The sequence below is a fragment of the Psychrobacter sp. 1Y11 genome (assembly GCF_052259045.1).
GTDB lineage: Bacteria > Pseudomonadota > Gammaproteobacteria > Pseudomonadales > Moraxellaceae > Psychrobacter.
In genome coordinates this window covers 1-24,152 of record NZ_JBQQER010000020.1, presented here as the reverse complement: position 1 = coordinate 24,152, position 24,152 = coordinate 1, and the positions used below count along the sequence as shown (strand labels likewise).

18 protein-coding genes, 4 tRNA genes and 1 pseudogene are annotated in these 24,152 nt (G+C 44.2%); 12 read left to right on the top strand and 11 right to left on the bottom strand.

Going from position 1 to position 24,152, the window contains the following annotated elements:
* A pseudogene (locus ACTXGJ_RS12415) lies at positions 1-233 on the bottom strand (FAD-binding oxidoreductase); the annotation flags it as partial.
* Positions 234-663: 430 nt separating this feature from the next.
* On the opposite strand from ACTXGJ_RS12415, the gene serA reads away from it, so the two are divergent.
* Positions 664-1,890 carry a phosphoglycerate dehydrogenase gene (gene serA / locus ACTXGJ_RS12410; RefSeq protein ID WP_443566132.1) on the top strand — a complete coding sequence of 409 codons (1,227 nt, stop codon included), beginning with the start codon at positions 664-666 and terminating at the stop codon, positions 1,888-1,890.
* Between the two features lie 84 nt (positions 1,891-1,974).
* On the opposite strand, the gene trhO is transcribed toward serA, so the two are convergent.
* From trhO to metX, 5 genes are all read right to left on the bottom strand, one after another.
* Positions 1,975-3,021, bottom strand: coding sequence for an oxygen-dependent tRNA uridine(34) hydroxylase TrhO (trhO, locus tag ACTXGJ_RS12405; protein ID WP_443566131.1), 1,047 nt, complete (start codon positions 3,019-3,021; stop codon positions 1,975-1,977).
* A 240-nt stretch (positions 3,022-3,261) separates the two neighbouring features.
* Complete coding sequence (locus ACTXGJ_RS12400; protein WP_443566130.1) at positions 3,262-3,795, bottom strand: DUF2058 domain-containing protein; 534 nt, start codon at positions 3,793-3,795, stop codon at positions 3,262-3,264.
* 223 nt (positions 3,796-4,018) lie between these two features.
* Positions 4,019-4,600, bottom strand: coding sequence for a tetratricopeptide repeat protein (locus ACTXGJ_RS12395; protein WP_443566129.1), 582 nt, complete (start codon positions 4,598-4,600; stop codon positions 4,019-4,021).
* Positions 4,601-4,995: 395 nt separating this feature from the next.
* On the bottom strand, positions 4,996-5,604 hold the full coding sequence (gene metW, locus ACTXGJ_RS12390; RefSeq protein WP_439244639.1) for a methionine biosynthesis protein MetW: 609 nt from the start codon (positions 5,602-5,604) through the stop codon (positions 4,996-4,998).
* Entirely contained in the window at positions 5,601-6,875 is a 1,275-nt protein-coding gene (gene metX / locus ACTXGJ_RS12385; protein ID WP_443566134.1) for a homoserine O-acetyltransferase MetX, read from the bottom strand. The genes metW and metX overlap by 4 nt, the downstream gene beginning before the upstream one ends.
* Positions 6,876-7,271: 396 nt before the next feature.
* On the opposite strand from metX, the gene hemH reads away from it, so the two are divergent.
* Complete coding sequence (gene hemH / locus ACTXGJ_RS12380) at positions 7,272-8,291, top strand: ferrochelatase (RefSeq protein WP_443566128.1); 1,020 nt, start codon at positions 7,272-7,274, stop codon at positions 8,289-8,291.
* A 149-nt stretch (positions 8,292-8,440) separates the two neighbouring features.
* Here hemH and ACTXGJ_RS12375 read toward each other — a convergent pair whose 3' ends face one another.
* Positions 8,441-8,782: a hypothetical protein gene (locus tag ACTXGJ_RS12375; protein ID WP_443566127.1), complete on the bottom strand. Its 342-nt coding sequence runs from the start codon at positions 8,780-8,782 to the stop codon at positions 8,441-8,443.
* 179 nt (positions 8,783-8,961) lie between these two features.
* Here ACTXGJ_RS12375 and ACTXGJ_RS12370 point away from each other — a divergent pair, with 179 nt between their 5' ends.
* Positions 8,962-10,311, top strand: a complete 1,350-nt coding sequence (locus ACTXGJ_RS12370) for a right-handed parallel beta-helix repeat-containing protein (protein WP_443566126.1) — start codon at positions 8,962-8,964, stop codon at positions 10,309-10,311.
* Positions 10,312-10,339: 28 nt separating this feature from the next.
* On the opposite strand, the gene ACTXGJ_RS12365 is transcribed toward ACTXGJ_RS12370, so the two are convergent.
* The 4 genes from ACTXGJ_RS12365 to ACTXGJ_RS12350 all read right to left on the bottom strand — a co-directional run bounded on the left by ACTXGJ_RS12365 (position 10,340) and on the right by ACTXGJ_RS12350 (position 15,910).
* On the bottom strand, positions 10,340-11,128 hold the full coding sequence (locus tag ACTXGJ_RS12365; RefSeq protein ID WP_439244646.1) for an SDR family oxidoreductase: 789 nt from the start codon (positions 11,126-11,128) through the stop codon (positions 10,340-10,342).
* A gap of 410 nt (positions 11,129-11,538) precedes the next feature.
* Complete coding sequence (locus ACTXGJ_RS12360; protein ID WP_443566125.1) at positions 11,539-11,946, bottom strand: hypothetical protein; 408 nt, start codon at positions 11,944-11,946, stop codon at positions 11,539-11,541.
* A 362-nt stretch (positions 11,947-12,308) separates the two neighbouring features.
* Positions 12,309-15,209 (bottom strand): DNA polymerase I, encoded by a 2,901-nt coding sequence (polA, locus tag ACTXGJ_RS12355; protein WP_443566133.1) that lies wholly within the window; start codon positions 15,207-15,209, stop codon positions 12,309-12,311.
* A gap of 287 nt (positions 15,210-15,496) precedes the next feature.
* Positions 15,497-15,910, bottom strand: a complete 414-nt coding sequence (locus ACTXGJ_RS12350) for an Ohr family peroxiredoxin (RefSeq protein WP_439244649.1) — start codon at positions 15,908-15,910, stop codon at positions 15,497-15,499.
* Positions 15,911-16,197: 287 nt separating this feature from the next.
* On the opposite strand from ACTXGJ_RS12350, the gene ACTXGJ_RS12345 reads away from it, so the two are divergent.
* From ACTXGJ_RS12345 to ACTXGJ_RS12305, 9 genes are all read left to right on the top strand, one after another.
* A complete protein-coding gene (locus ACTXGJ_RS12345) occupies positions 16,198-17,118 on the top strand; it encodes a hypothetical protein (protein ID WP_443566124.1) in 921 nt (306 codons plus the stop codon).
* Positions 17,119-17,379: 261 nt separating this feature from the next.
* On the top strand, positions 17,380-18,975 hold the full coding sequence (locus ACTXGJ_RS12340; protein WP_439244651.1) for a peptide chain release factor 3: 1,596 nt from the start codon (positions 17,380-17,382) through the stop codon (positions 18,973-18,975).
* 266 nt (positions 18,976-19,241) lie between these two features.
* Positions 19,242-20,027, top strand: a complete 786-nt coding sequence (locus ACTXGJ_RS12335; protein ID WP_443566123.1) for an RsiV family protein — start codon at positions 19,242-19,244, stop codon at positions 20,025-20,027.
* An 84-nt stretch (positions 20,028-20,111) separates the two neighbouring features.
* Positions 20,112-21,236 carry an FHA domain-containing protein gene (locus ACTXGJ_RS12330; protein WP_443566122.1) on the top strand — a complete coding sequence of 375 codons (1,125 nt, stop codon included), beginning with the start codon at positions 20,112-20,114 and terminating at the stop codon, positions 21,234-21,236.
* Positions 21,237-21,437: 201 nt separating this feature from the next.
* Complete coding sequence (locus ACTXGJ_RS12325; protein WP_439244656.1) at positions 21,438-22,934, top strand: anthranilate synthase component I family protein; 1,497 nt, start codon at positions 21,438-21,440, stop codon at positions 22,932-22,934.
* Between the two features lie 179 nt (positions 22,935-23,113).
* Positions 23,114-23,189, top strand: a tRNA-Thr gene (locus tag ACTXGJ_RS12320).
* Between the two features lie 65 nt (positions 23,190-23,254).
* A tRNA-Tyr gene (locus tag ACTXGJ_RS12315) sits at positions 23,255-23,338 on the top strand.
* A gap of 71 nt (positions 23,339-23,409) precedes the next feature.
* A tRNA-Gly gene (locus tag ACTXGJ_RS12310) sits at positions 23,410-23,483 on the top strand.
* 135 nt (positions 23,484-23,618) lie between these two features.
* Positions 23,619-23,693: transfer RNA gene (locus ACTXGJ_RS12305), tRNA-Thr, on the top strand.
* Positions 23,694-24,152: the final 459 nt, after the last annotated feature.

The following is a 24,152-nucleotide window of genomic DNA, read 5'->3' as shown; positions in this document are numbered from 1 at the left end:
GAGGCGGCGGGCGCAAAATGTTTGGTCCAGTCTTTGCCCCAGTGCTCTAGGCTCTCGCTATCGGTTTTGATTTGGCTCTCTTCAAATTGATGGGTCTGACGTAAAGCCTGTAAAATAGCTTGCACCGCGGCAGTATTAACAGCAGTTTGCAAGCTTGGCTCATTAACCAGCGCTTGCTCTGCAGCATGAGTACGCTCATGTGCTGGTTGGTTTTCGATAACAGATTCGTTCATAATAGTCTCGGCTATTTAGCAGTAGCAATAGATAAGGGTGGGGAGATGAGATAAGGCTAATATTAGCACATCAGAGGGCCATATCTAAGCAGATGCGAGACTGAATCAGTCACCATTAACCAAAACGATGACAACTTATTCCTCTTATTCTCTAACATCCTCGGGCAATTTTGTGTAATATAAGCGCATTGTTTTTATTCATCATAAGTGAGTGATTACACAAGAGGGTGTCGCCTTCATTTTTTAACAGCGATACTAGAGTCAGGGCAAACTACTGAGATGCATTTTTCGCAGCCTCTGTGAGAACGGTACGCTAAAAAATGTATACCAGTAGCACTGTATTGTTTTTAAACGGAGTCGACTAGATAAACGACTCAAACCTTACTTGTCAGTAAACAACTCACTTAACTAATTATAGGAAAGATTTCGTATGGCATTATCATTACAAAAAGATAAAATTCGTTTTCTATTACTAGAAGGCTTGCATGAAAACGCTTTAAAAGTATTAGAAGGGGCGGGTTATAGCAATATTGAATACTTAAGCCACGCGCTCGACGAAGATGAGCTGATCGAAAAAATCAAAGATGCGCACTTTATCGGCATTCGCTCGCGTACGCAGTTGACGCGTCAAGTATTAGAAAAAGCCGAAAAACTCATCGGTATCGGCTGCTTTTGTATTGGTACCAACCAAGTCGATCTAGAAGCGGCACGTGAAATGGGTATTCCGGTCTTCAACGCGCCTTATTCCAATACGCGCTCAGTGGCTGAGCTAGTATTAGCCGAAGCCATTATGCTGTATCGCGGTATCCCTGAAAAGAACGCTACCGTACATCGCGGTGGCTGGGGCAAGTCTGCGACTAACTCGCACGAAGTCCGCGGCAAGACGATCGGTATCGTCGGCTACGGCTCTATTGGCTCACAGCTATCCGTACTAGCTGAAAGCTTCGGTATGAAAGTCATCTATCATGATGTGGTCACTAAACTGCCACTAGGTAACGCGGTACAAGTTGGCAGTTTAAATGAGCTCCTCTCAACGGCAGATATCGTTACGTTGCACGTCCCTGATGTGCCAAGCACGCGCTATATGATGAAAGCGGAGCAGTTCAATCAGATGAAAGAAGGCAGCTACTTTATCAATGCCGCCCGCGGTACTTGTGTCGAGATCGATGATCTTGCCGCAGTCATCGAGTCCGGTAAAGTGCTCGGCGCGGCGATCGATGTGTTCCCAAAAGAGCCGAAGTCTGCCGATCAAGAGTTCGAATCACCGCTACGTAAGTTCGATAATGTCATTTTGACACCGCATATTGGCGGCTCCACGCAAGAAGCGCAAGAAAATATCGGTCTAGAAGTCGCTGAGAAATTTGTAAAATACTCAGACCAAGGTGATACCGCGACAGCGGTCAACTTCCCAGAAGTTTCCATACCGTTCAAAGAAGGCTCGCATCGTCTGCTGCATATTCATAAAAACGTACCAGGCGTCCTCTCGCAAATCAACCGCCTATTCGCAGAAGCAAACATCAATATCTTAGCGCAGAGTCTAATGACCGAAGGCGATGTCGGCTATTTGGTAATGGATGTCGATTATAACGACTCAAATGCTGCTCTTGATCAGCTCAAAGATGTCGAAGAGACTATTCGCGTACGTATCTTATTCTAATTGAATAGTTAAGATTTGGATAAAAAAAGAGACGCTATTAATCATAGCGTCTCTTTTTTTACAAGCACAATCTTTTAGGTCATGTTACTTAGCTTTATTGGCCTCATCGGCCTGACGACGAGCTTCCTCTTTTGCCATTTTACGTTTTTCCATCACTTCTTTGACTTCGCTACCGATGTGCGCTTCGCCGCGCATTGAAGCCAGTTGCATTTGATACTCGCGTTCGCGGAAACGCGCTTTTTGCTCATCGGTCGCCTTGCCAATACAATGTGGGCAAGACTCGCCTTTGCTATAAGCGGGGCTTTGCATATCCTCAGCAGTGATCGGCATACGGCAAGCAAAACACTGCTCATAATCGCCTTTTTCCAGATTATGATTGACCGAGACGCGGTTATCAAATACGAAACAGTCGCCTTGCCACATCGTTTCGCTGGCAGGCACTTCCTCTAAATACTTTAAGATGCCGCCTTCTAAATGATAAACCTCTTCAAAACCTTGCTCGCGCATATAAGCGGTAGATTTTTCGCAGCGGATACCACCAGTACAGAACATCGCTACTTTTTTATGTTTAGCAGGATCGAGCTCTTTTGCGACGTATTCTGGGAACTCACGGAAAGTCTCCGTGTTTGGATTAACGGCATTTTCAAAGGTGCCGATTTGCACTTCATAGTCGTTACGCGTGTCGATAAGAATCACTTCTGGGTCAGAGATGAGCGCATTCCAATCCTTGGGCTTGACGTAGCGTCCAACCGACTGCAAAGGGTCGATACCTTCGACGCCCATGGTGACGATCTCTTTTTTTAGCTTAACCTTAGTGCGATAAAAGGGCTGCTCGCTAGTATAAGACTCTTTAAAGGTAAAGCTGCCAATCGCTTCGATACTACGCAGATAATCAAGCACATTATCGATACCTTGACGGCTGCCTGAAATCGTCCCGTTGATACCTTCACTAGCAATCAGTAACGTACCTTTGACGTCGTTTTTCAGCAGGGTATCCAAGATAGGCTGACGATAGTTTTGATAGTCATCAAAGCGGGTAAACTTATAGAGGGCAGCGACGACGATATTGTTGATTTCGCTATCGTAGACAGGCGCTTTTTTGGAAGGATTATCAATAGGGGTAGTGCTCATGTGGGTCTCCTGCGGGCTAGGACGTAAACCTAGTGCATTGATTAATTTAGGATAGCTATTTAATACTAGCTATAACACTAACGAAATTGTGGAATTCGCTAGCGCCGGCGTAGTGTAGCAAATTTAGATAAGGTTTTGAATATTTTAATAGCTGACGCTATGAGTAAAGTTCTAGAAAAGGGCTTAAAAATAATAAAAATCCAGCAAATAAGCTGGATTTTTATTATCAAATATAATGATCTACCACATCAAATCATCAGGAATCACATAGGCGGCGTACGGGTCATCTTCTTCTAACTCTGTATCTGACTTATCATTCGATACCACGATAAAGCCTTCTAGCTTAGCATTGATACGATCAGCTAATGGTCGCGGTAGTAGTGCGTAGTCGTCTTCTAAGCGCGCGATGACCACATGACCTGCAACGATTTGCTCGTAGAGTTTTTGAGTGGTATAAATCTTTTTAATCTTCGAGTTATCAACGAATTGATAACTGACCTCGCCATCAGTCTCAGTGATTTGATGCTGTTTGATCATCTGAATGATATTGGCATGCAGGGTTTTTTCTTCTAACTGCTGCTGCTTTTGCTGATTGAGCTTGAGATCTTTTTCAGCCTTTTGAGCTTGCGCGGCGGCTAGCGCTTTTTTACTTTCAGTAGCGGCTGCATCGCCGGTGCGCTTGGCGTGCTGAGCTTGCTTGCTTATTTTCTTGGCTTTTTTATCATCCACTAATCCTGCTTTTAAGAGCTGTGCTTGTAAGGCATTTTTGGCCATAATCTGATCACCTGCATAACGGTTTTTGACGAAGATATTTGATGAGGATTTTCGATAGTAATAAGGTAGATGGTAGCAAATTTATTCTATTGGCGTCAGCCCTTAAGCGCTTCTAAGTTATTATTTTTATATCGATACAAAAAATCCAGCGCAAAGGCTGGATTCTTGATGACTCAAGCTAGATGGTAGCTGATTGAGTTATCGGTTGCTTATTTACTTTGGTTTACTTACTTTGAAACCAAGTATCGGCTTGGCTACGAGCGCTAGCGATATCAGAAGACGATAAGTTAAGCGCTAACTGACCGATTTTGCCACGAGCTTTATTACGCACCTTTTCATCTAGCATGCCATCACGAGCCGCTAAGTCATACCATTTATAAGCATCAACTAGATTTTTTTGCTTCTCGTCGAGCAGAGCAAGCGTATAGCTAGCACGGTTGTCACCGCGCATGGCTGCTTTTTCTAGCCACTTACGCGCTTGGGTGATGTTAGGCTGAACGCCTTCGCCGCGTAGATACATAATCGCTAGATTAAGTTGGGCAGGAGCAACGCCTTGCTCGGCGGCGCGGGTGTACCATTGGATCGCTTGCTGAGTATTTTGTGCGACACCTTGGCCTTTTTGGAGACGCTTGGCGAGATAGAACTGCGCGTGATCGCTACCTTGAGAGGCGCGAGCAGATAAATCACTAACCGACATGAGCTCGAAACGTGAGGTATCAAGCGGTACGTTTGAGATCAGCTCAGCATTGGCTAGGCCAGCACAAGAAAATAGAGCGGTGAACAAGGCAGCTTTTAATAATTTCATAGCAGCTCCAAAATAGGCAGTGATTAATGAGTTAACAAACAATATCTTGGTCTAAATAATATGCTTGTTTCATAATTAATGAATAAAGGGTACTTGAGCTTATCTAGGGGTATCGGCTTGGGTAAAGTCCTTTTTAGCCATATCGCTTATACTAAAGCGCCAGATAAACGGTTCAAAACGGGTTGTCGTTGACAATATTTTGTAAGCTTAACACTCAAAGTTACGAAACTCAAATACTAATTACCTACTTTCACCACAGTTTAGAACGCTGAGAAGGCAATAAAATCATGGAGTTACATTGGCGTTACTTAATACAACAAGAATATAACCAAGTTTGTAACCTAATTTATCGTAATTCTATGAATTTTTAAGGCTCTTAAATATCAGAAGTGTCTCTAAGCTTTAGTGACTCGATAAATAGCAACATCTGCTAGTAAATTTGGCGCTTGGCGGACTAAGGTCGACATAAGGGGCGCATAGCCTTTTTCAGAGTCGCTCACTGCGAAACGGTTAAGAATACGAATATCATGCTTGGCGCACAGCTGCTCGAAGTCTTTAAAGGTACACAGGTGAATGTTTGGAGTGTTATACCACTCGTAAGGTAGCGCCTCTGAGACTGGCATCATGCCTTTAAGACCCAAATGAATACGGTTCTGCCAATGAGCAAAGTTGGGAAAGGTAATCACTGCTTCACGGCCAACGCGGAGCATATCGAGTAGCAGCTCATCAGGGTTTTTAACAGCTTGTAGCGCTCGCGCCATGACGACTGTATCGAAGCTGCCATCTGCGAAGCGCTCAAGGCCATCATTGAGATCTTGCTCAACGATGGATAAACCTTTGCCGATGGCTTCATTGATTTTGTGCTCATCGATCTCAATGCCATAGCCACTGACGCCAAGCTGCTGCTGTAAGTGTGCGAGCAGCTCGCCGTTACCGCAGCCTAAGTCTAAAATGTGCGAGCGTGGGGCAATCCAGCGCTCAGCGAGTTGATAATCCATTCTCACAAGTGCGCTCCTTTTGAGTGATGATCAGTCTGTGGTTTGCCAGTAGTCTTATGCTCGGTAATAAACGGCGCGGTCAAAAAGCCTCTAATAGCGCCCATATAACGCGGAATATCGAAAAGAAAAGAATCGTGGCCATGCGGAGCGTCGATATTGGTATAGCTGACCGGCTTACCCGTCGCCATAAGTGCATCGACAATCTCTTGCGAGCGCTCAGGAGCGAAGCGCCAATCGGTGGTGAATGAAACGATCAAATACTGGCACTGGGCATGAGCAAAGGCAGTCTTTAAATCGCTGAGTTCAACAGAATCTTCTACCACAGCTGCTTCTTTGACGGCTTCTTCAGCGTCTGCTATCACCTGATCGATACTTTGTTTTTTTGCTTTATTACCATTCAGCGCTTGCTGCTCAATTTGCGATAGATAGCCGCGCGTGGGGTCAAAATAATCTAAGGCTTTGGTCATCAGCAGATAGGTATTGGCATCGAAATTTTTACTAAATCTTTCGCCTTGATAACGTAAGTAGCTCTCGACCTGAAACTCGACATCGTAGCCGTACATAAACTTGCCGGACTTTAGGTCGCGGCCGAATTTGGCTTTCATTGCATCGTCGGTCAGATAGGTGATATGGCCTACCATCCGCGCCAGTATTAGACCGCGCTTAGGATAAGTGCCTGCTTGCAGGTAACGTCCGTCCATAAAGTCAGGATCTGACAAGATAGACTGGCGTGCCACTTCGTTAAAGGCGATATTCTGCGCGGAGAGCTTAGGGGTACAAGCGATGACCACGCAGCGCTTGAGACGATCAGGGTAGTCCACTGACCATTGCAGTGCTTGCATACCGCCCATTGAGCCGCCGACGATAGCGTGCCAGATATCAATGCCTAAGCGATCAGAAAGCATCGCTTGGGTTTTGACCCAATCTTTGATGGTAATCAGCGGAAAGTCGGGGCCATAGACTTGTTCGTCATCGCTATCAGGATTGAGGGTAGTCGGACCCGTAGACCCGAAGCAGCTACCGATATTATTGACACAGACCACATAGAACTGATTGGTATCGATGGCTTTATTAGGGCCAATCATATTATCCCACCAGCCGGCTTTTTTATCGTCCTCCTTATAGTAGCCAGCAGCATGATGACTGCCAGATAAGGCGTGACAGATCAAAATAGCGTTCGATTTGTCTACATTTAAACTGCCGTAAGTCTCATAGACCAAGTCAAATGAGGGTAAGGTGCGATTGCACTCCAAAGTCAACGGCTCAGAGAAATGCATAGTCTCAGGAATGACTAATCCTACTGAGCGCTGCCAGTCAAAGGACTCATTAAAGTCATTATCAGTAGGAACGTTATTGGTATCAGGACGTGCGCTCAAAGCTACCTCGCAAGATGACGTTTTTTATAGGGGCAGATAAAGCGCTATGCTCTATCGCCAATGCTGTCTATTGTATGGCGATGCGCGTGCGAGTACAACCTTCATTAGTAGGGTTTATCAGCATAAGGCACCAGAGGGCAGACAAGCTATATTTCTCCTGCGTTTTTGAGCGATAAAATGCTACACTAAGCAAAATTAAAACCATTTATTTTTTTAAGTATAGCTTAAGATACTTAAGCAAGTTTATCGAATACCTTATCAAACCCTTCCTAAACTCTATTCAAATAATGGGCTGCTATGAAACCTAAACTGCCTCCCCGTATTGCTGTTTTATTGATTAACCTAGGTACACCAGACGCACCGACTGCGCCTGCTGTGCGTCGTTATTTACGTCAGTTTTTATCCGACCCGCGCGTCATAGAAATACCTAAGTTCTTATGGGCGATTATCCTTAACTTATTTGTATTACCCAGTCGGCCTAAGCGCGTAGCAGAGGCATATGCCAGTATTTGGGATGGTGACTCGCCCATGCGCAATATCTTAAATGAACAAGTCGCGAAGCTTGAACCGCGACTGGTCAAAGGTGCCGCGCCTTATCGAGTCTCTGTGCATTCTGCAATGAGTTACGGTAATCCCGGCCTGCCTGCGGTGATGGATGAATTGCGCGCGGAAGGCGTCGATCATTTTGTATTGTTGCCGGTGTTTCCGCAGTATTCAGCGACTTCCTCAGGGGCGGTGTATGACGCTATCAATAAGTGGGCGCTTAAGCAGCGTAATTTGCCCAATTATACGATCGTCAAAGACTACTTCGCCCATCCGCTTTATATCAAGGCATTGGCCGATAGTATTCGCCGTTTTCAAGCTAAGCATGGCAAGCCTGAAAAGCTAATGTTTAGCTTTCACGGCATACCGCAGCCCTACGCTGATAAAGGAGATCCTTATCCTAAACGCTGTAAATGTACTGCCGCGCAAGTGGCGCATGAATTGGGGTTAGGGGACGATGAGTGGGTCATCAGTTTTCAGTCGCGCTTTGGTAAGCAAGAATGGGTTAAGCCTTATACCGATGTGGTGTTAGACGACTGGGCAAAGTCTGGCGTCAAGTCGGTACAGATTATCAGCCCTGCGTTTTCGGCAGATTGCCTAGAGACGCTAGAGGAGCTAGCGATTGAGAACCGTGATAACTTTATTGAGGCCGGTGGGCAGGAGTATCACTATATTCCAGCGCTCAATATGGATGAAGCGCATATCGATCTATTAGAGGCGATGAGTGCACCATTAGTCAAAGGCTGGGCAGGTACGCTTGATGGCTGGGTATAAGCTTTTTTGACAAATAGCTATTTGCTCAGTCTGCTAAGTACCTAACCGTTGAACCCAAAAAACACGCTTAATAAAGCGTGTTTTTTACGAGTAGTGCTAATGATAAGCTAGCTTATCGACTACTAAGTTAATAATTAATAAATTATCAACTAAAAATCGTCGTCGTTACTGCGCTCGGCAGCTTCTTTATCAGCAATGTCGACTATACTAGGATAATTGTCATCGTCTAAATTATCTTGCACTAATACGTTATCGACAGTGGCTTCATCGATATTTTGACGATGCATAGGCGTCAGGCCCTGAGTGGCATCGGTACCGACTTCTGAGTTATCGAATCCAGCACTATTATCAATCACGTCATCATTATCAAAAGTATGCAGGCTAGTGTTATCCATATCGACACGCTGACTGCCTTGCTCGCTATCAGTGATATTATCATCGCCTTCGATGTGATCCATCTCTTTAGGAATTGGCGTTTGTGAGTTATTCATAGCAGCTTCCTTATTGTCATTATTAAAAGTTTTTTTGTTAAAAGCTATCTTTGTTAAGAGCCATCAAGTATTGATGCTAGTATTTTGACTGTTTAAGCAGCGTAGCGCTAGTAGGAAGGTGTCACAGCATGTCAAAAAATGTAAGATGATAACTAATTGTCAGAATGATAGATAGATGAGTGAAGATATTGAATAAAATCAAGCTAATCAGTGTCGCCTTCAATAGCGCGAGGCTCAAAGCTATAGTGTCTAATAGCGCGGTTATTGTAGTGAGCTTAGCTAGTTTAAGCGCTTGTGATGGGCTCTTTACTGATAGTGATCAAGCCGATAAAAACAGTCCCAGTCTTGAGCAGATCGCGAAGTCAGCGTCAATCATCGATGCTAAATTGCCCGTGCCATCTAACATTATAGAGTGTACGCAACTAACACCAGGTCAAGCCCTAACGATTAAAGGTCATAGTGTATTGAGTCAAGGTTGTGACTTAAGCGCTAAATCAGTGCGTTTCGTACTCGATAGCTCACACAGCTCTCTGGACTGTCAAGGCGCTATGTTAAGTACTGCTACAGGTGATGAGTCAAAAGCTAGCGCTATCACTATTCAGCCAAGGGCAGCTGCCGCTATTGAAGATATCGCGGTCGCTAATTGCCACATTGAGGGCTATGGTCATGCTTTACACATCCGCCAATTTAGCAATCCGAATCAGCGTTATCTGAAAGGATTGACAGAACCTGCAGCTAATCGCGCTTTGGCACCACAAGACATACGTATTATCAATATCAGTAGCTTAAACAGTATAAACAGCGGCATCTTCGTCGGTGATCATGTACAACAGGTCAGCTTCGATAGTATCCGCGTACAAAATGCTGGCACGGTTGGCTTATATTTAGAATTCGGCAGCCGTAACAATGTCATTGAAAATTCAGTATTTATCGGTAATGGTTTTCGCACTTTCAAGCCCAATCGCGAGGCGATAGCGGTAGACTCATCGAGCCATAATCGTATTGAAAATAACACCTTTATTCATAACGGTGCAGGCAGTATCCTCTTATACCGCAATTGTTTTGAGCACGCTGATGATGCGTCGCGTAGCAATCACTTTAAACGCACCCAGTCAAGCCGGAACAACATCATAGCTAACAACACCTTCCGTGATGAGACCGTTGGCGTCTGGATAGCTTCGAGGCAATCACGCAATCTGAAAGGTTTTGACTGCGGCGCTTACTTAATTAAGCAAACACTATTTGCCAGTTATCATCTAGATAGCGCCAAAGACAATGCCATTATTAATAATAGCTTCGAGCAAGTTGAACAAGGCATTGTTGTAGAGGATGATGGCACACGCATTCGTAATAATAGCTTTGCCGACAATGTCGCAATACCGATAACGGTAGGGTCTGAGATCCGCGAAGACAGCGCGGCAGGCGCTGTTAGTGATACGCTTATTGAGAATAATAGCTTTGGTAATAAATCAGTAGCACAAGCGATAAAGGTGCGCGCGGCGAGCAAAACGGCTACCGAAATTCGCTAGCCGCTATTTATTCGCTAATCTTTAAAAGCTATTTTGCGCCAATCTTTTTATTGATAAAGCGGATAACAGAGTCAGGCGTCACCTGCGAAGTGGTTTGCAAGATCTTGGCAGGTAAGCCAATAGGATAGTGTGTTTTTGAAATTTTACGATTAGCGCTGATGCTTAATTTGCATAGTTTTTTGGCGACATCATCGACAGTCAAGTTGATTCCTAAACGATCGATACTCGTCACTTCGATGTCTTTGGTCATATCGGATTTGACCCAAAGTGGCATCACATCCATAACCTTAATACCTAAGTCAGCATACTCGACATTGAGCGCTTCAGTCAGGCCGCGTACGAAGAACTTACTGGCAGAATAAGGCGCGACCTCAGACTGTCCATAAATAGCAGAGGCAGAAGATAGGTTGATAATCTTACCAGCGGTGCTTTGCTCTAAATAAGGCACGGCTTTATGACAACCGATTAAGACCCCTTTGCAGTTGATATCGACCAGTGATAACTGCTTGTCTAAGTCAGTAGTTGGCAGTACACCGCTGACGAGCACACCGGCATTGTTGATAAGCACATCGATACCGCCAAAATTATTGACCATGTGCTCGATAGCGTTATCCCAAGAGTCTGTCTGGGTCACATCCAAATCACCTGTGATCACACGCTGGTTTTTATTGGCTTTTTTGAACGCTTTTTGCTTGATAGCGTGCGATAGCTCATGAGTATCGATATCGAATAATCCAACGCAGTGGCCTTTAGCAGCCAAACGCTTAGCCGTAGCTAGACCGATACCACGTGAAGCGCCAGTGATTAATACATTCATAACCTATCCTTATAGAATTAAAGTGAGGGAGTATTTATTATTAGGGTGGTCATATTGCCGTGCTGACCAATAAGCTAGAATAACTGAAGGCGAGTATGGAATGCTAGATGGTATCCGTAACAAATGTTTTAGGCGCTTTTAGATGAGTTTAAGAAAAACAGAGCCGTATCTAGAATGTATAGGTAGCAGATATAAGCAGTTGGAAATAAAAATGACATAAGTTCAAAAGCGATACTGCTACAAACTTCCTTTGCTTGCTGTGCGCTTCGCACTATTCGATGCTGCAAAACTGTATTTTAAAACAAAGCATCTCAGGATCGCTGTAACACTTTTAAATTGAACCTACTATAGCGAGTTGGTAGTTACATATTGCTCATTAGACCTTATGAAAGTTGACTATTAGAAGTGAACTATGAGCTGGTGATTTTATCAAGTTTTAGGGTTCGCTCTGAGCAAGTATCGAAATCTGATAACCTAAATGACCATAAATAGGCGAGGGCAAGGCCATAAATAGTAAGCTCAGCCAGCTCCTCAACGACTATTCCTAAAGCATGGGGGAAGACGATCGCATTCTCGCCCATATATTGTAGTAATGCCAAAACAGCCACGCTCAAATATAAAGATAGCGAAGTGTGCTTTAACACTTGCCATAAGTAGCGCCATGCATAACCCAAAAAGCCTACAGTTAAAAGATAAATAAGCAAAAGCACGCTATCTTCCCACCAGTCGTAAGAATGACTTAAAAATAAGAAATTTTTGGGAACAAATAAGTCTGGCAAATGATTGAGCTCGCGACGAATCACAGTAAAAAACACCAAAACTGCGGCTAACCAAAAATAATAACCCTGTTTGATATGACTCTGCAGCGCATAGCGTCCAGAACGTAGTAAGCAGAGGACTAAGACGATAACACTAACGGTTTCGATGATGCCATTTTCAGAAAAGATAATCGGCTCCTAACCTAAAATAGATAATCATAAGAAATAAAAAAGTGAGCCTAAGCTCACTTTTTAAATTATATTAGCTCATATCAACCTAGTAAGATGGTTAGTATAACTAGCATAAAGCGTCATTATAATACTTGCTGATATGACATACTATTGATAACTATGACTAATTCATCAATTATTCATATTGATATTTTTAATATTAATAGCAGCAACATTCAAAAGTAGCGATATTAATGCGCCTCATCCCAATTATCGCCAATCCCAGTTTCAACCAATAACGGCACCGCAAAATCAACCTCCCAGCCCATGCTTTTTGCTGTATTTCGCAGCACATCTTGCATAGCATCAGTAATCAGCTGAGCAATCTCATCAGCTTTATCGCTATCGACCTCGAACACTAGCTCATCATGGACTTGTAGCAGCATTTTAGCTTGCTCTTTAGGTAGCACTCTATCAACAGCTATCATCGCAAGCTTAATCAGATCAGCGGCGGAGCCTTGTAGCGGCGCATTAATAGCGGCGCGCTCTGCGGATTGTTTGACCATACGGTTGCTATTATTGATATCAGGCGTATAAAGCTTACGCCCAAGGATGGTCTCAATATAGCCGCGTTCATAGGCGCTTGCGCGCGTGTCTATCATGTATTGCTTGACGCTAGGATAGCGATCGAAGTACATATCGATATAGTCTTGCGCCTCGCCTCGGCTCATCTGTAATTGTTTGGCCAGACCAAAAGCGCTCATACCATATAATAGCCCAAAGTTAATGGCTTTAGCATTGCGGCGCTCGGTGGCGCTAACCTCATCAACCGCTTTGCCGAGCACTTCAGCCGCTGTAGCGGTGTGAATATCTAAGCCTTCATTAAAGGCGCGAGTTAAGTTGGCATCGCCTGAGAAATGCGCCATCAGTCGCAGCTCAATTTGTGAGTAATCGGCAGCAAGTAACACGCGACCCTCTGGCGCGATAAAGGCTTGACGGATCAGCCTTCCTGTCTTAGTACGGATCGGGATGTTTTGTAGATTCGGATCAGTGGAAGACAAGCGGCCCGTGCTCGTCAGCGCTTGATGATAGCTAGTATGGACGCGATCGGTGTCCTTATCCGCTACTGCATCTAGAGAGTCAGTGTAGGTATTTTTGAGTTTCGATAAGCCGCGGTATTCAAGGGTAATCTCTGCTAGCGGATGGTCAATTTTGGAGAGTATCGCCTCACCTGTTGAGTATTGCCCTGATTTGGTTTTTTTACCACCGATGACGCCAAGCTTCTCAAATAGCACCTCGCCTAACTGCTTGGGCGAGCCTAAATTGAACTCCTCGCCTGCGATGTCATAAGCTTGTGCCTCAAGCGCAATGATTTCTTCGTCAAAACGCTTGGATAGCTCATTTAAGAACGAGCGTTTGATTAAGATGCCGTTTGCTTCCATCTGACAAAGAATCTCAGCGGTTGGAATCTCAAGCTCATTGAGCAGTCGAATGTTATTGTCGTCATCGGCTAAGGTATCGCTGAACACTTCAAACAACTGATAAGTGATATCAGCATCTTCACAAGCATAGTCGCTCGCGATATCGATAGCCACCTGATCGAAAGTGACCTGCTTTGCGCCTTTACCGGCCACGTCTTCATAACTGATGGTTTGCGTTTGCAGGTAGTGCCGCGCTAGATCATCCATACCGTGACGAGTGATCGCCGCATTAATCACGTAGCTGGCAAGCATAGTATCCATCGCCCAATTATTATGCGTGGCGTGAATATCACCTACTAGGTCAATATCGTAATGACTCAAAATATGCGCATCATACTTTAAATGCTGACCGATTTTACCAATTTTTGAGTTTTCTAATATTGGCTTGAGACGCGCTAGTACGGTATCGCGATCAAGCTGCTTAGTGGTTAGCTCGTCATCCTCTAAGCGATGCGTCAGCGGCACATAATAAGCCTCATGGGCTTGCAGCGCAAAAGATAACCCAACGATCTCAGCCTCGCGCCAGTAGATGCTCGTGGTTTCGGTATCGAGCACAAAATGCGGTGCCGCCTCTAATTGCACAACCAAGCTCTCAAAGGCGGGCATGTCGAGGATAGTATGCCAAGCCTTGTCATGGCTTTTGCTATCTTTGATGTTTTCAATCGCAGTGGACTGTAGCGATTTGGCCACTTGCGCTTGTGATTCGCTATTTGCCTGCGCCTCCGCCACACTTTGCGCGCCTTGCCCATTAGCGTTGGCAGGATGATTAGGATGATCTAGCGATGCCAGCTCATTTTTAAACTCAAGCTCAGTGTATAACTCACGCAGCTCATCGATATGGGCGCAAGGATCAGTATTGATTTTTAGGTCATTCCAGTCATGACCGATATCTAAATCGGTGATGATAGTCGCCAGCTGCGCATTCAATGGAATGTCGTCGGCATGCTCGATTAGCCCTTTAGCGCCGCGACCTTTAATGAAGCCAATGTGCTTGAGCATATTATCGATATCGCCGTATTCAACGAGCAAGTCTTTGGCGGTCTTTTTACCGATACCAGGTACGCCTTTGATACCATCAGAGGTATCACCCATCAGCGTCAAATAATCAATCATCTGCGCCGGTTTGATGCCGAGCTTATCGATGACGCCTTGGGTGTCGGTAATTTTGCCAGTAAAACTATCTTCTAATATCACCGCATCATTGACCAGCTGCATCATGTCTTTATCTCCGGTAGAGATGACCACATGATGCCCTTGCGCCACCGCGCGATAAGCCATTGTTCCGATGATATCATCCGCTTCTGCGCCTTCGATACGCAGCAAGGGAATACCTAAGGCGGTGACTAAACGATGGATATAGGGGATTTGCTCAACCAGTTCGGCATCGATAGGCGGACGTCCAGCTTTGTATTCTTCTGACATTCTATGGCGAAACGTCGGCGATTTAGTATCAAAACATACTGCCATATGGGTCGGATGATAGCGGCGCATCAGCTTGAGCAGCGCGTTCAACGTGCCGCGTATGGCGTTAGTCGTTAGCCCTTGCGTGTTTTGCATAGTTTTAGGTAGCGCATGATAAGTGCGAAACAGATAGTACGAGCCATCGACTAAGATAAAAGGCGGCTGATCTTTGTCCACCTTACTAGTGTCCATGGTCGCCACGTTAGGCATAGTGTCAAAATTAGGCAAGGTATCAGGGTCGATAGGCGAGTGGGAGTTGTGATCGTTGTCTTTTGTATGAGCAGTCATAAAGAGTCACTTATTAGAAGTTATCAAAATTTAGCAGGTATTAAAATATAGTATGACCATATTATAACGATAAAATAAGCGCGTGCCGAATGGCTTAAAAGTTATCAGCTTCATACATAAAAAAAGAACGCTATGAGCACAGTAAATGCTGATAACGTTCTAATCTTTTATGCTCTAAAATATTTCACAATATAAAGTAGCGTTTAGCTTTATTTGACTTCAGAGGTTACTTCCATCTCAATATTGCCTTTAGTGGCTTTTGAATAAGGACATACTTCATTGGCTTTTTCTACGAGTTTTTGGAAGTCCTCAGCTGAGATGTCAGTACTGTCGGCAATAACATGAATCTTGACCGCTAAACGGTAATCATGAGCATCGCCTTGCATGAGGTCGACAGTGGTCTCAGTGGTAGAGCCAAAGCTAGCTTTTTCCATCTTTTTAACGACACCTAAAGCGCTATCAAAACAAGCAGCATAGCCCATCGCTAATAATTGCTCAGGATTATTGCCTTCCATATTACCGCCAGGAGGAGCCATATTGATTTTTAGATCGCTGTCATCTAGTGAAGCATTACCAGTGCGGCCACCAGTGACTGTTGCTTTAGTTGAATATAGAGTTTTCATACCTTGTCCTTTTTTTGAGTTTTTATTAATGGCTTTATATATAGAAGCTACTAGTACAAGTAACCTTTATCACTTACTTAGCATAGCAAGGTTTGCATAAAACGTTATATAAAGGTAGTAAATCTATACTGTGAATTTGTAAGCATAACTGCACAATAAACATGAGGCGTACAAGCAGTGTCTATGAATAGTCATAACAGTGCTGTAAAATTCTGAGGATAAACTAACGATGTAAGCGCCATAAATTAGCCAAGTGCAAGACTATTTCGATAAAAGGATACTTTGCCATGAAAAAAATAATGATTCCTACGATCATGATGCTATTAGCCGCCGTTATCAGTGGCTGCGGTGATGATGAAGATTCGATTTATGGCTCAGGAAACAGTAATGAGCTGACAGTGATTCAGTTCGACAAAAGTATCGATCGGCAAACCGGTAGAGAAGCGATTGCTCGTATCGAAACTGAGTATAGTAATGGCGAACGCGATATCGATGTCACTAACATCGTAGGTAATTTTAATAGCCTAAATGTCGATAACTTGGATAATTCGGTAGTACTGGCAGACAACTTCGAGGGAAGCTTAGAAGATCGTTATATCGAGGTGAATGGTCGAACGGTGAAACGACCCATATATGAGAAAAACAATAACAATAAATTTGATTATCAGACGTTCTATAGGACGCTGAATCTAGCAGGGGTCAATGTCTTTAGTTATCGGTCAGGCAACGGCTTAAATACTGCTCGAGGTATCTTTACGGCTTTAAACACTTATCCTAGTATTGGCAATAATGCGCCTAGCACGCTTACTTTTCCTAACGGCTCTGTTTGCTATATACCAGTGACCACTAGCGACCGCTCATTTTTTGTTTTTAACAATAAAGATAAAACCAATTATTCAGATCTTAATGATTGGATAGACGCAGCAGAAGATCGCTTCAATGATAATAGAGACTTTAGAACCTCTGAGCGGTCTATCGGTGCAAGTAATAGTAACCCGGCAGCGCAAGTAACATTTTTTGCGATTAATCATGATCCTGAGTATCTGTATAATGGCGTAGATTATGAGGGCGCTATTTATGAGACGAATTTTATCGATAAAGACGCCTCGCGTCCAAATGAAGATAGCGTTCGCGGAGTAGTCGATTGCACCTTAGTCAATGAAGTCGCTGCTGACTTTATCGAAGATCAAATTGATAGGTACTACTAAGCTTTAATGATATTAAGCTTTCGTACTGTTAGACTCGTGTGCTGTGTGCCTGCTACTGTTTTGTAAATACTGTTTTGGTCAGCTAAGTGCTATCAGCCGCCTAAATAATGATAAGTCATACTAACCAACACGCTTTAGCTGTTATCTAAAGCGTGTTTTTTTTGCGCGAGTTCAGCACCTTAAGACGAAATCGGCTACAATACGCGCATTATTTTATTTATTAGATTGAATGATCAATCAACACTATTGAAGCCAAAAATTATGAGCGTAGATCCAAAAGTTTTACAAAAGCAAGTCGCTAAGCGCCGCACTTTCGCTATCATCTCGCATCCCGATGCCGGTAAGACCACTATGACTGAAAAGTTATTGCTTTGGGGTCAGGCGATTCAGGTCGCAGGCGAGGTCAAAGGCCGCAAAACCGACCGTCATGCTACATCCGATTGGATGAGTATGGAGCAAGAGCGCGGTATCTCTATCACCACCTCCGTCATGCAGTTTCCTTACAAAGAGCATATGGTCAATCTGCTTGATACCCCAGGTCACGCTGACTTCTCGGAAGATACGTATCGTACTCTAACGGCCGTCGATAGCGCGCTGATGATGGTCGATGGTGCTAAAGGCGTGGAGGAGCGAACCATCAAGCTGATGGAAGTCTGCCGGATGCGCGATACGCCGATTATCTCTTTCGTTAACAAGCTCGATCGGCAGATTCGTGAGCCGCTTGACCTACTCAGTGAGATTGAATCCGTACTGAAAATCAAATGTATCCCGTTGACTTGGCCGATTGGGATGGGGCAGGATTTTGTAGGTGTCTATCATCTGACTGAAGACAAAACCTACCTTTATGAAAAAGGTCATGGCGGCGAGATTACCGTGTCGGAGACCCGCGAAGGTTATGATTATCCAGATATTCGTGAGCGCTTAGGTAAGCTGATGTTTGACGCATTCGAAGAGTCGCTTGAGCTAGTACAGATGGCGCTTGAGGACTTCGATGTTGAGGCGTTCTTAAAGGGGGAGATGACTCCTGTATTGTTCGGCACCGCTCTAGGCAACTTTGGTGTCAATATGGTGCTAGATACGCTAGTTAAATACTCGCCGCCGCCCAAAGCGCATCCGACTGAGCAGCGTGTCGTTTCGGCAACAGAGCCTAAGTTTTCCGGCTTTGTGTTCAAGATTCAGGCCAATATGGATCCGCGTCACCGTGACCGTATTGCTTTCTTGCGAGTGTGCTCTGGTAAGTACGAAAAAGGCATGAAAATGCGGCAAGTGCGTCTAGGTAAAGACGTACGGATTGCCGATGCCTTAACTTTTTTAGCCGGTGACCGCGAGGCGCTAGAAGAGGCGTATCCAGGCGATATTATCGGACTGCATAACCACGGTACTATATCGATTGGCGATAGCTTTACCGAAGGCGAGGAGCTGAATTTCACTGGTATTCCGCACTTTGCGCCAGAGCTATTTCGCCGAGTGGTGCTCAAAGATCCGCTTAAGTCTAAAGCGCTACAAAAGGGTTTGCAGCAGCTCTCAGAGGAAGGCGCAACACAAGTATTTATGCCGCAGATCAACAATGATCTAATCTTAGGCGCGGTCGGGGTCCTGCAGTTTGAGGTTGTCGCTCATCGTCTTAAAGAAGAGTACAAAGTACAATGCAGCTTTGAGCCGGTCTCTATCGCCACCGTACGCTGGATACATTGCGACGATGAAGTGGCACTGGCGAAGTTTAAGAAAAAAGCGCACGATCAGTTATCGATAGATGGTGGTGGTTATTTGACGTATTTAGCACCGTCGCGCGTGAATTTGCAACTAATGCAAGAGCGCTATCCGGAGATTACCTTTAGTAATACGCGTGAGCATTAATCGTTAGGCTATCATTTTAAGAGGCACGCTTGGCGTGTCTTTTTTTATGCCATCTTCGCTAATGGCTTGAGAGGAGTAGCTGAGCATTTAGTCGCTAGTGGCGCATAACCCTCAACACATTTTAAACAATGATTTATCAACAGATACGCTATGATTATAGCCACTAATTATAATATCTCTTGATCGATAAGTCATTGGAGTCTACTGTGTTATCTGATTTATTAACTTCTAATAATAAAGCTCAGAGTAGTTATATAAAGTGCTCTGTGTTAGCGATTGCTACTGGTAGTTTATTGTCTATCAGCCTAGCGGCAAACGCCAGTAGTTTGATCAGTAGCACTGAATATCTAGACTATGAATTTCCAGTCAGCGTACAAGAGCAGTGCTATGAAAAAAATAATTGCCCAGAGATTGAGGTCAAATACCTAAACACTAACCAAGATTGGCTTAATGACATCGTTAATAAGCGCGTCAATAATATAGTTATCAATAGCAAAATGAGCGAGTCGCCAGTATCGCAAGCTACCGATAAAAAAACAGCTAAAACAGCTATTGATGATTTCGTCAAATCACAGTTTATGGATATGCCGGAAGAAGTGCGTTGGTCATACAGCTTGACGGTCACACCGGAATATTTAGGTCATGTTAAACTGGGTCAAGGAGAGGATTTAGAGTTGTTTAATATTAGCTCTTATGTCTTTACTGGCGGCGCTCACGGTATGCCTTTTAGTGAGTATCTGATATTTGATCCGGCAAACAAACAGCAAATAACTCTTGATAATATGATACAGACTGGTCAGCAGTCGCGTTTCAACGCCTTGGCCTATGACGCTTATAAATCTTGGGTCAAGTCGATAGATGAGGATGTCAAAAGTTATGAGCAGAACTGGCCTTTTGTCGCTAGTGAAGATGTGAGCTTGACCGATAAAGGCGTTAATATTCGTTATCAGCCTTATGCTATTGGCCCTTATGCTTATGGCATGCCGGTATTAATGATTCCGTATAATAAACTTGCTGGTATCCTTAAACCGCGTTTTATGCCTAGCTCCTAAACATCGATCCTAAACCTCAATTGTCTTAATTTTCATTTTATCATTAGCACCTAATAACACTTATCAATAATAAGGAATGACCGCATGACAGACAATACAAAGCAATCGAATCCAGTAACTCCAGACGCTACGTCTGCTCAATCTAGCTCTGACAAGACTTGGCAGCTAACCGCGCTGACAGCAGCGCTTGGTGATCTGCAATTGAGCGTTAATAACAGCCTATCAGTAGGCCGTGGTAGCGATAACGATGTGGTGCTAGGCAGTAAAGCCGTTTCGCGTAACCACGCGGTTCTAAGTGTGTTAAATGCTGAGCTTTATGTCAAAGATTTGGACTCCTCTAACGGTACTTTCGTCAACGAGCAGCGTATTGAAGCGAATAAGAGCGTGCTATTAACCGCGGAGGATAAGCTTGGTTTTGCTAGTTTTGAGTTTCAAGTGATGGCTTTAGCTACTGAGAATTTAGAGCAGAGCGCCACCGACCTAGCAGCTAAAAAGCCGGAAGAGCATGAACCAGAAGACATAGTAGGCTCAGTGCAAGAAGATCTAGACACTGCTCGCACGACGTCGAAGGAGCCGGCAACAGAGTCATCATTACCACCTGCCGCTGTTGAAGAGACACTAGTAGAAAGACCAGCTACAACCAGTGAGCCAGTAGCAATAGACACTAAATCAGAGCCTGTCGTAAAAGAAACGATCGTCGGTGAGGTGCTCGCGGCTAGTGCAGGCGAGGCCGCTATGTCCGCAGCTCCTGTAGAAGAAGATATTGTCGTCCCTACGCCCGCTGAAAATAAACCCCAAGACACGGTTATAGCAGATCCAGTAGCCAAAACATTAGTAGAAGAACCAGTCAATGAAGAACCAATGATAAAAGAGCCACTCGCTAAAGAGCCGGTAGTCGAAGCCCCCGTAGCCGAGCGCCAAAGTCCTGAACATGACAAAACAACCACCACGCCTCTACAAGAAGAAGCCGATCCAGACGTGCTACGCGCTAAGCAAGCGGCTACAGCGCAGTTCTCAGGAACGGCAAATCTAGGTCAGTCTCGCGACCTAGGAACGGCGGGTAATAATGCTATGGATCAAGCCGTAAACAATCCTGCCAATACAGCAGCGAGTGAGAAGAGAGCGAGCGGCGGTTGGTTTATCTGGGTATTTATTGCTCTTATCATTATCGGTATCGCGCTGTGGTTATTTAACATGGGCGGCGCGTAATTCGATTCGCTGACGGGCTGGTATTTAAAGTCCTATGATATGAGCAACTTTATTATCATGTTTTGTTATAATGGCGAGCCTAATATTGGCTCGCTTTTATTTAGCTGTCTGTTTAACCGTCACTGAAACTAGCGAGTTTTCTCGATTATCGCTGTGGTTTACTTTATCCTTGTTTATTAATACCGTGCTCAGAGATGTCTTATGATGACCTTCGAAGAATATAATACCTTAAAAAGCAAAGGTTTTAGCCATGCGCCGCTTGTCAAAAAGCGTTTGATGGACGCACAGACACCAGTATCTGTGTTTTCAAAAGTGCGTGACTTGAGTGGTTCTGCTTATCTATTTGAATCGGTAGTAGGCGGCGAGCGCTGGGCGCGGTTTTCGATGATTGGTCTTGGGAGCGATTTAATACTGCAGTACGCTGATGGTCAAATGACTATTAAGCAAGATGACCAAATCAGTGTGGACGCAGTAGATGCGCCATTCGATTATATTCGTAAGCTCATGGCCAATTATAAAATGCCAACCACTGATGATATCCCCTCATTACCCAGCTTCAGTGGCGGCCTAGTCGGCTATTTTGGTTATGATATGGTGCGAGTCATAGAGCCAAGTATTGGCGAATCAGATGCGCCCAATCCTATGACTTTACCAGACATGTGGCTGATGCTCTCGATGAGCGTGATTGTCTTTGATAATCTAGAAAACACGTTATCTATCATCGTTTATGCTGACTGTAGCGACGAAGATGGCTATGGCGCTGCCATTCGTGAGCTTGAAAGAATAGAAGATAAGCTCGCAGAGATGCCAGATCTGAGCGCTCCTATTATGCCAACGCCAAAGTTCGTCTCGCAAACTGGGCAAGATAAATACTGTAGTGATGTCAACAAAATCAAAGACTATATCTTTGCAGGCGACGTCATGCAAGTCGTTCCGGCGCAGCGTTTAACCGCTGATTATAAAGGCGATTCACTAGCCGTATATCGCGCGCTTAGATTCCTTAATCCATCGCCTTATTTATTCTTAGTGCACGGTTATACTTTGGACGATCACAAGCGTTTTGACATTATTGGCGCCTCTCCTGAGATTTTGTCGCGGATTGAGGATGGCAAGGTCACGGTGCGTCCACTAGCCGGTACTCGTAAACGTGGTCAAGATGAGGCTGAGGATTTAGCGTTAGAGCAAGAGTTACTATCAGATACCAAAGAGATCGCTGAACACTTGATGCTTATCGATTTAGGCCGTAATGATATCGGCCGCGTCTGTGAGTATGGCAGCGTCAAAGTCACCGACAAAATGTTTATTGAGCGCTACTCACAAGTCATGCATATAGCCTCTAACGTTGAGGGCACTGTCTTGGCTGATAAAGATGCTTTGGATGTATTCTGTGCAACTTTCCCTGCAGGGACGCTGTCCGGCGCTCCCAAAATACGAGCAATGCAGATTATTGATGAAGTAGAGCCCGTACGTCGTACGGTATTTGGCGGCTCAGTCGGTTATCTAGGCTGGCATGGTAATATGGATACCGCGATTGCTATTCGCACTGCGGTTATGCGTCGCGGCAAAATCCATATTCAGGCTGGGGCAGGGGTAGTTGCTGACTCAGTGGCCGAGGCGGAGTGGGAAGAAACTAATAAAAAGGCCTTGGCACTCGTCAAAGCGGTAAAAATGGCTTGTGATGGCCTTAGGATTCGCTAAAACAAAGCTAAGATTAACGCTATGAAACATTGAGCCTTATAACGACTATTTATAGCGTATAAAAAATACTAATATAATCAAAGCATTAATAATTAATTTGAAAAAGTTAGGAAAAAATCAAAAAAGGGCTTGCGTTCCAGCCGATATTTGATAGAATAGCCACCACTTTGAGAGAACAAGCCGACTTAGCTCAGTTGGTAGAGCAACTGACTTGTAATCAGTAGGTCGCCAGTTCGATCCCGGCAGTCGGCACCATCTCTTTCAAAGTCGCTTTTTATGAATTTGCTTTAGATTAAAGTAACTTTATATCAAGCAATCTAGGTGGGATTGGGGAGCGGTCAAACCCAACAGACTGTAAATCTGTCGCGAAAGCTTCGAAGGTTCGAATCCTTCTCCCACCACCATATTTTTAGTTTGTCACAGCACCAAAAGTACTCTAAAACCAATCAATATTTTGGTTCTATATAGAGCTATTGCGGGTGTGGTATAATGGTAACACCTTAGCCTTCCAAGCTAATGACGCGGGTTCGATTCCCGCCACCCGCTCCATATATGCGGTATTCATTGATCAAGCATTCACGGCAATGTAAATAGCGAGCACCCATACATCACGACAGTCATCTATTATAGCTGTTTCGTGATATTTTTTTATATAACTGAGAGTTTTTTAGTTATTTAAGATAGGCTCATATAGCTCAGCGGTAGAGCACTCCCTTGGTAAGGGAGAGGTCTCGAGTTCAATTCTCGATATGAGCTCCATTTATTATTCTAGTTGCCAAAGCTGCTTATCAATTGTTAGTATACAAAAAGCTAGATAGTATGAGAGATACTATTAAGATATTCAATAGCATTATAAGAGTTATGCGAATATTAAAAAGTATAAAGCCTACTCAGTAAAATGATGATTCTAGGGTGACACTGAAGTGTTGCCTTTTAGTGCTGTCAGTAGCTTGATATTACTATAAAGTAGCTAAGATTAAGCATTATAGTTTATAATTACTTTTAGTCGCTAAAATATAGCTTCAACAATATATCGTCAACGGTTTGATGGTAGTGTCAGCAGAATGAATAGACATCGTGAACCGTCAAATATCTATTTACCGATCTTACTGTTTATCATTTTTTAAGCATAAAGATTCATCAATAAAAAGGATACACTCATGGCAAAGGCCAAGTTTGAACGCAACAAGCCCCACGTCAACGTCGGCACCATTGGAC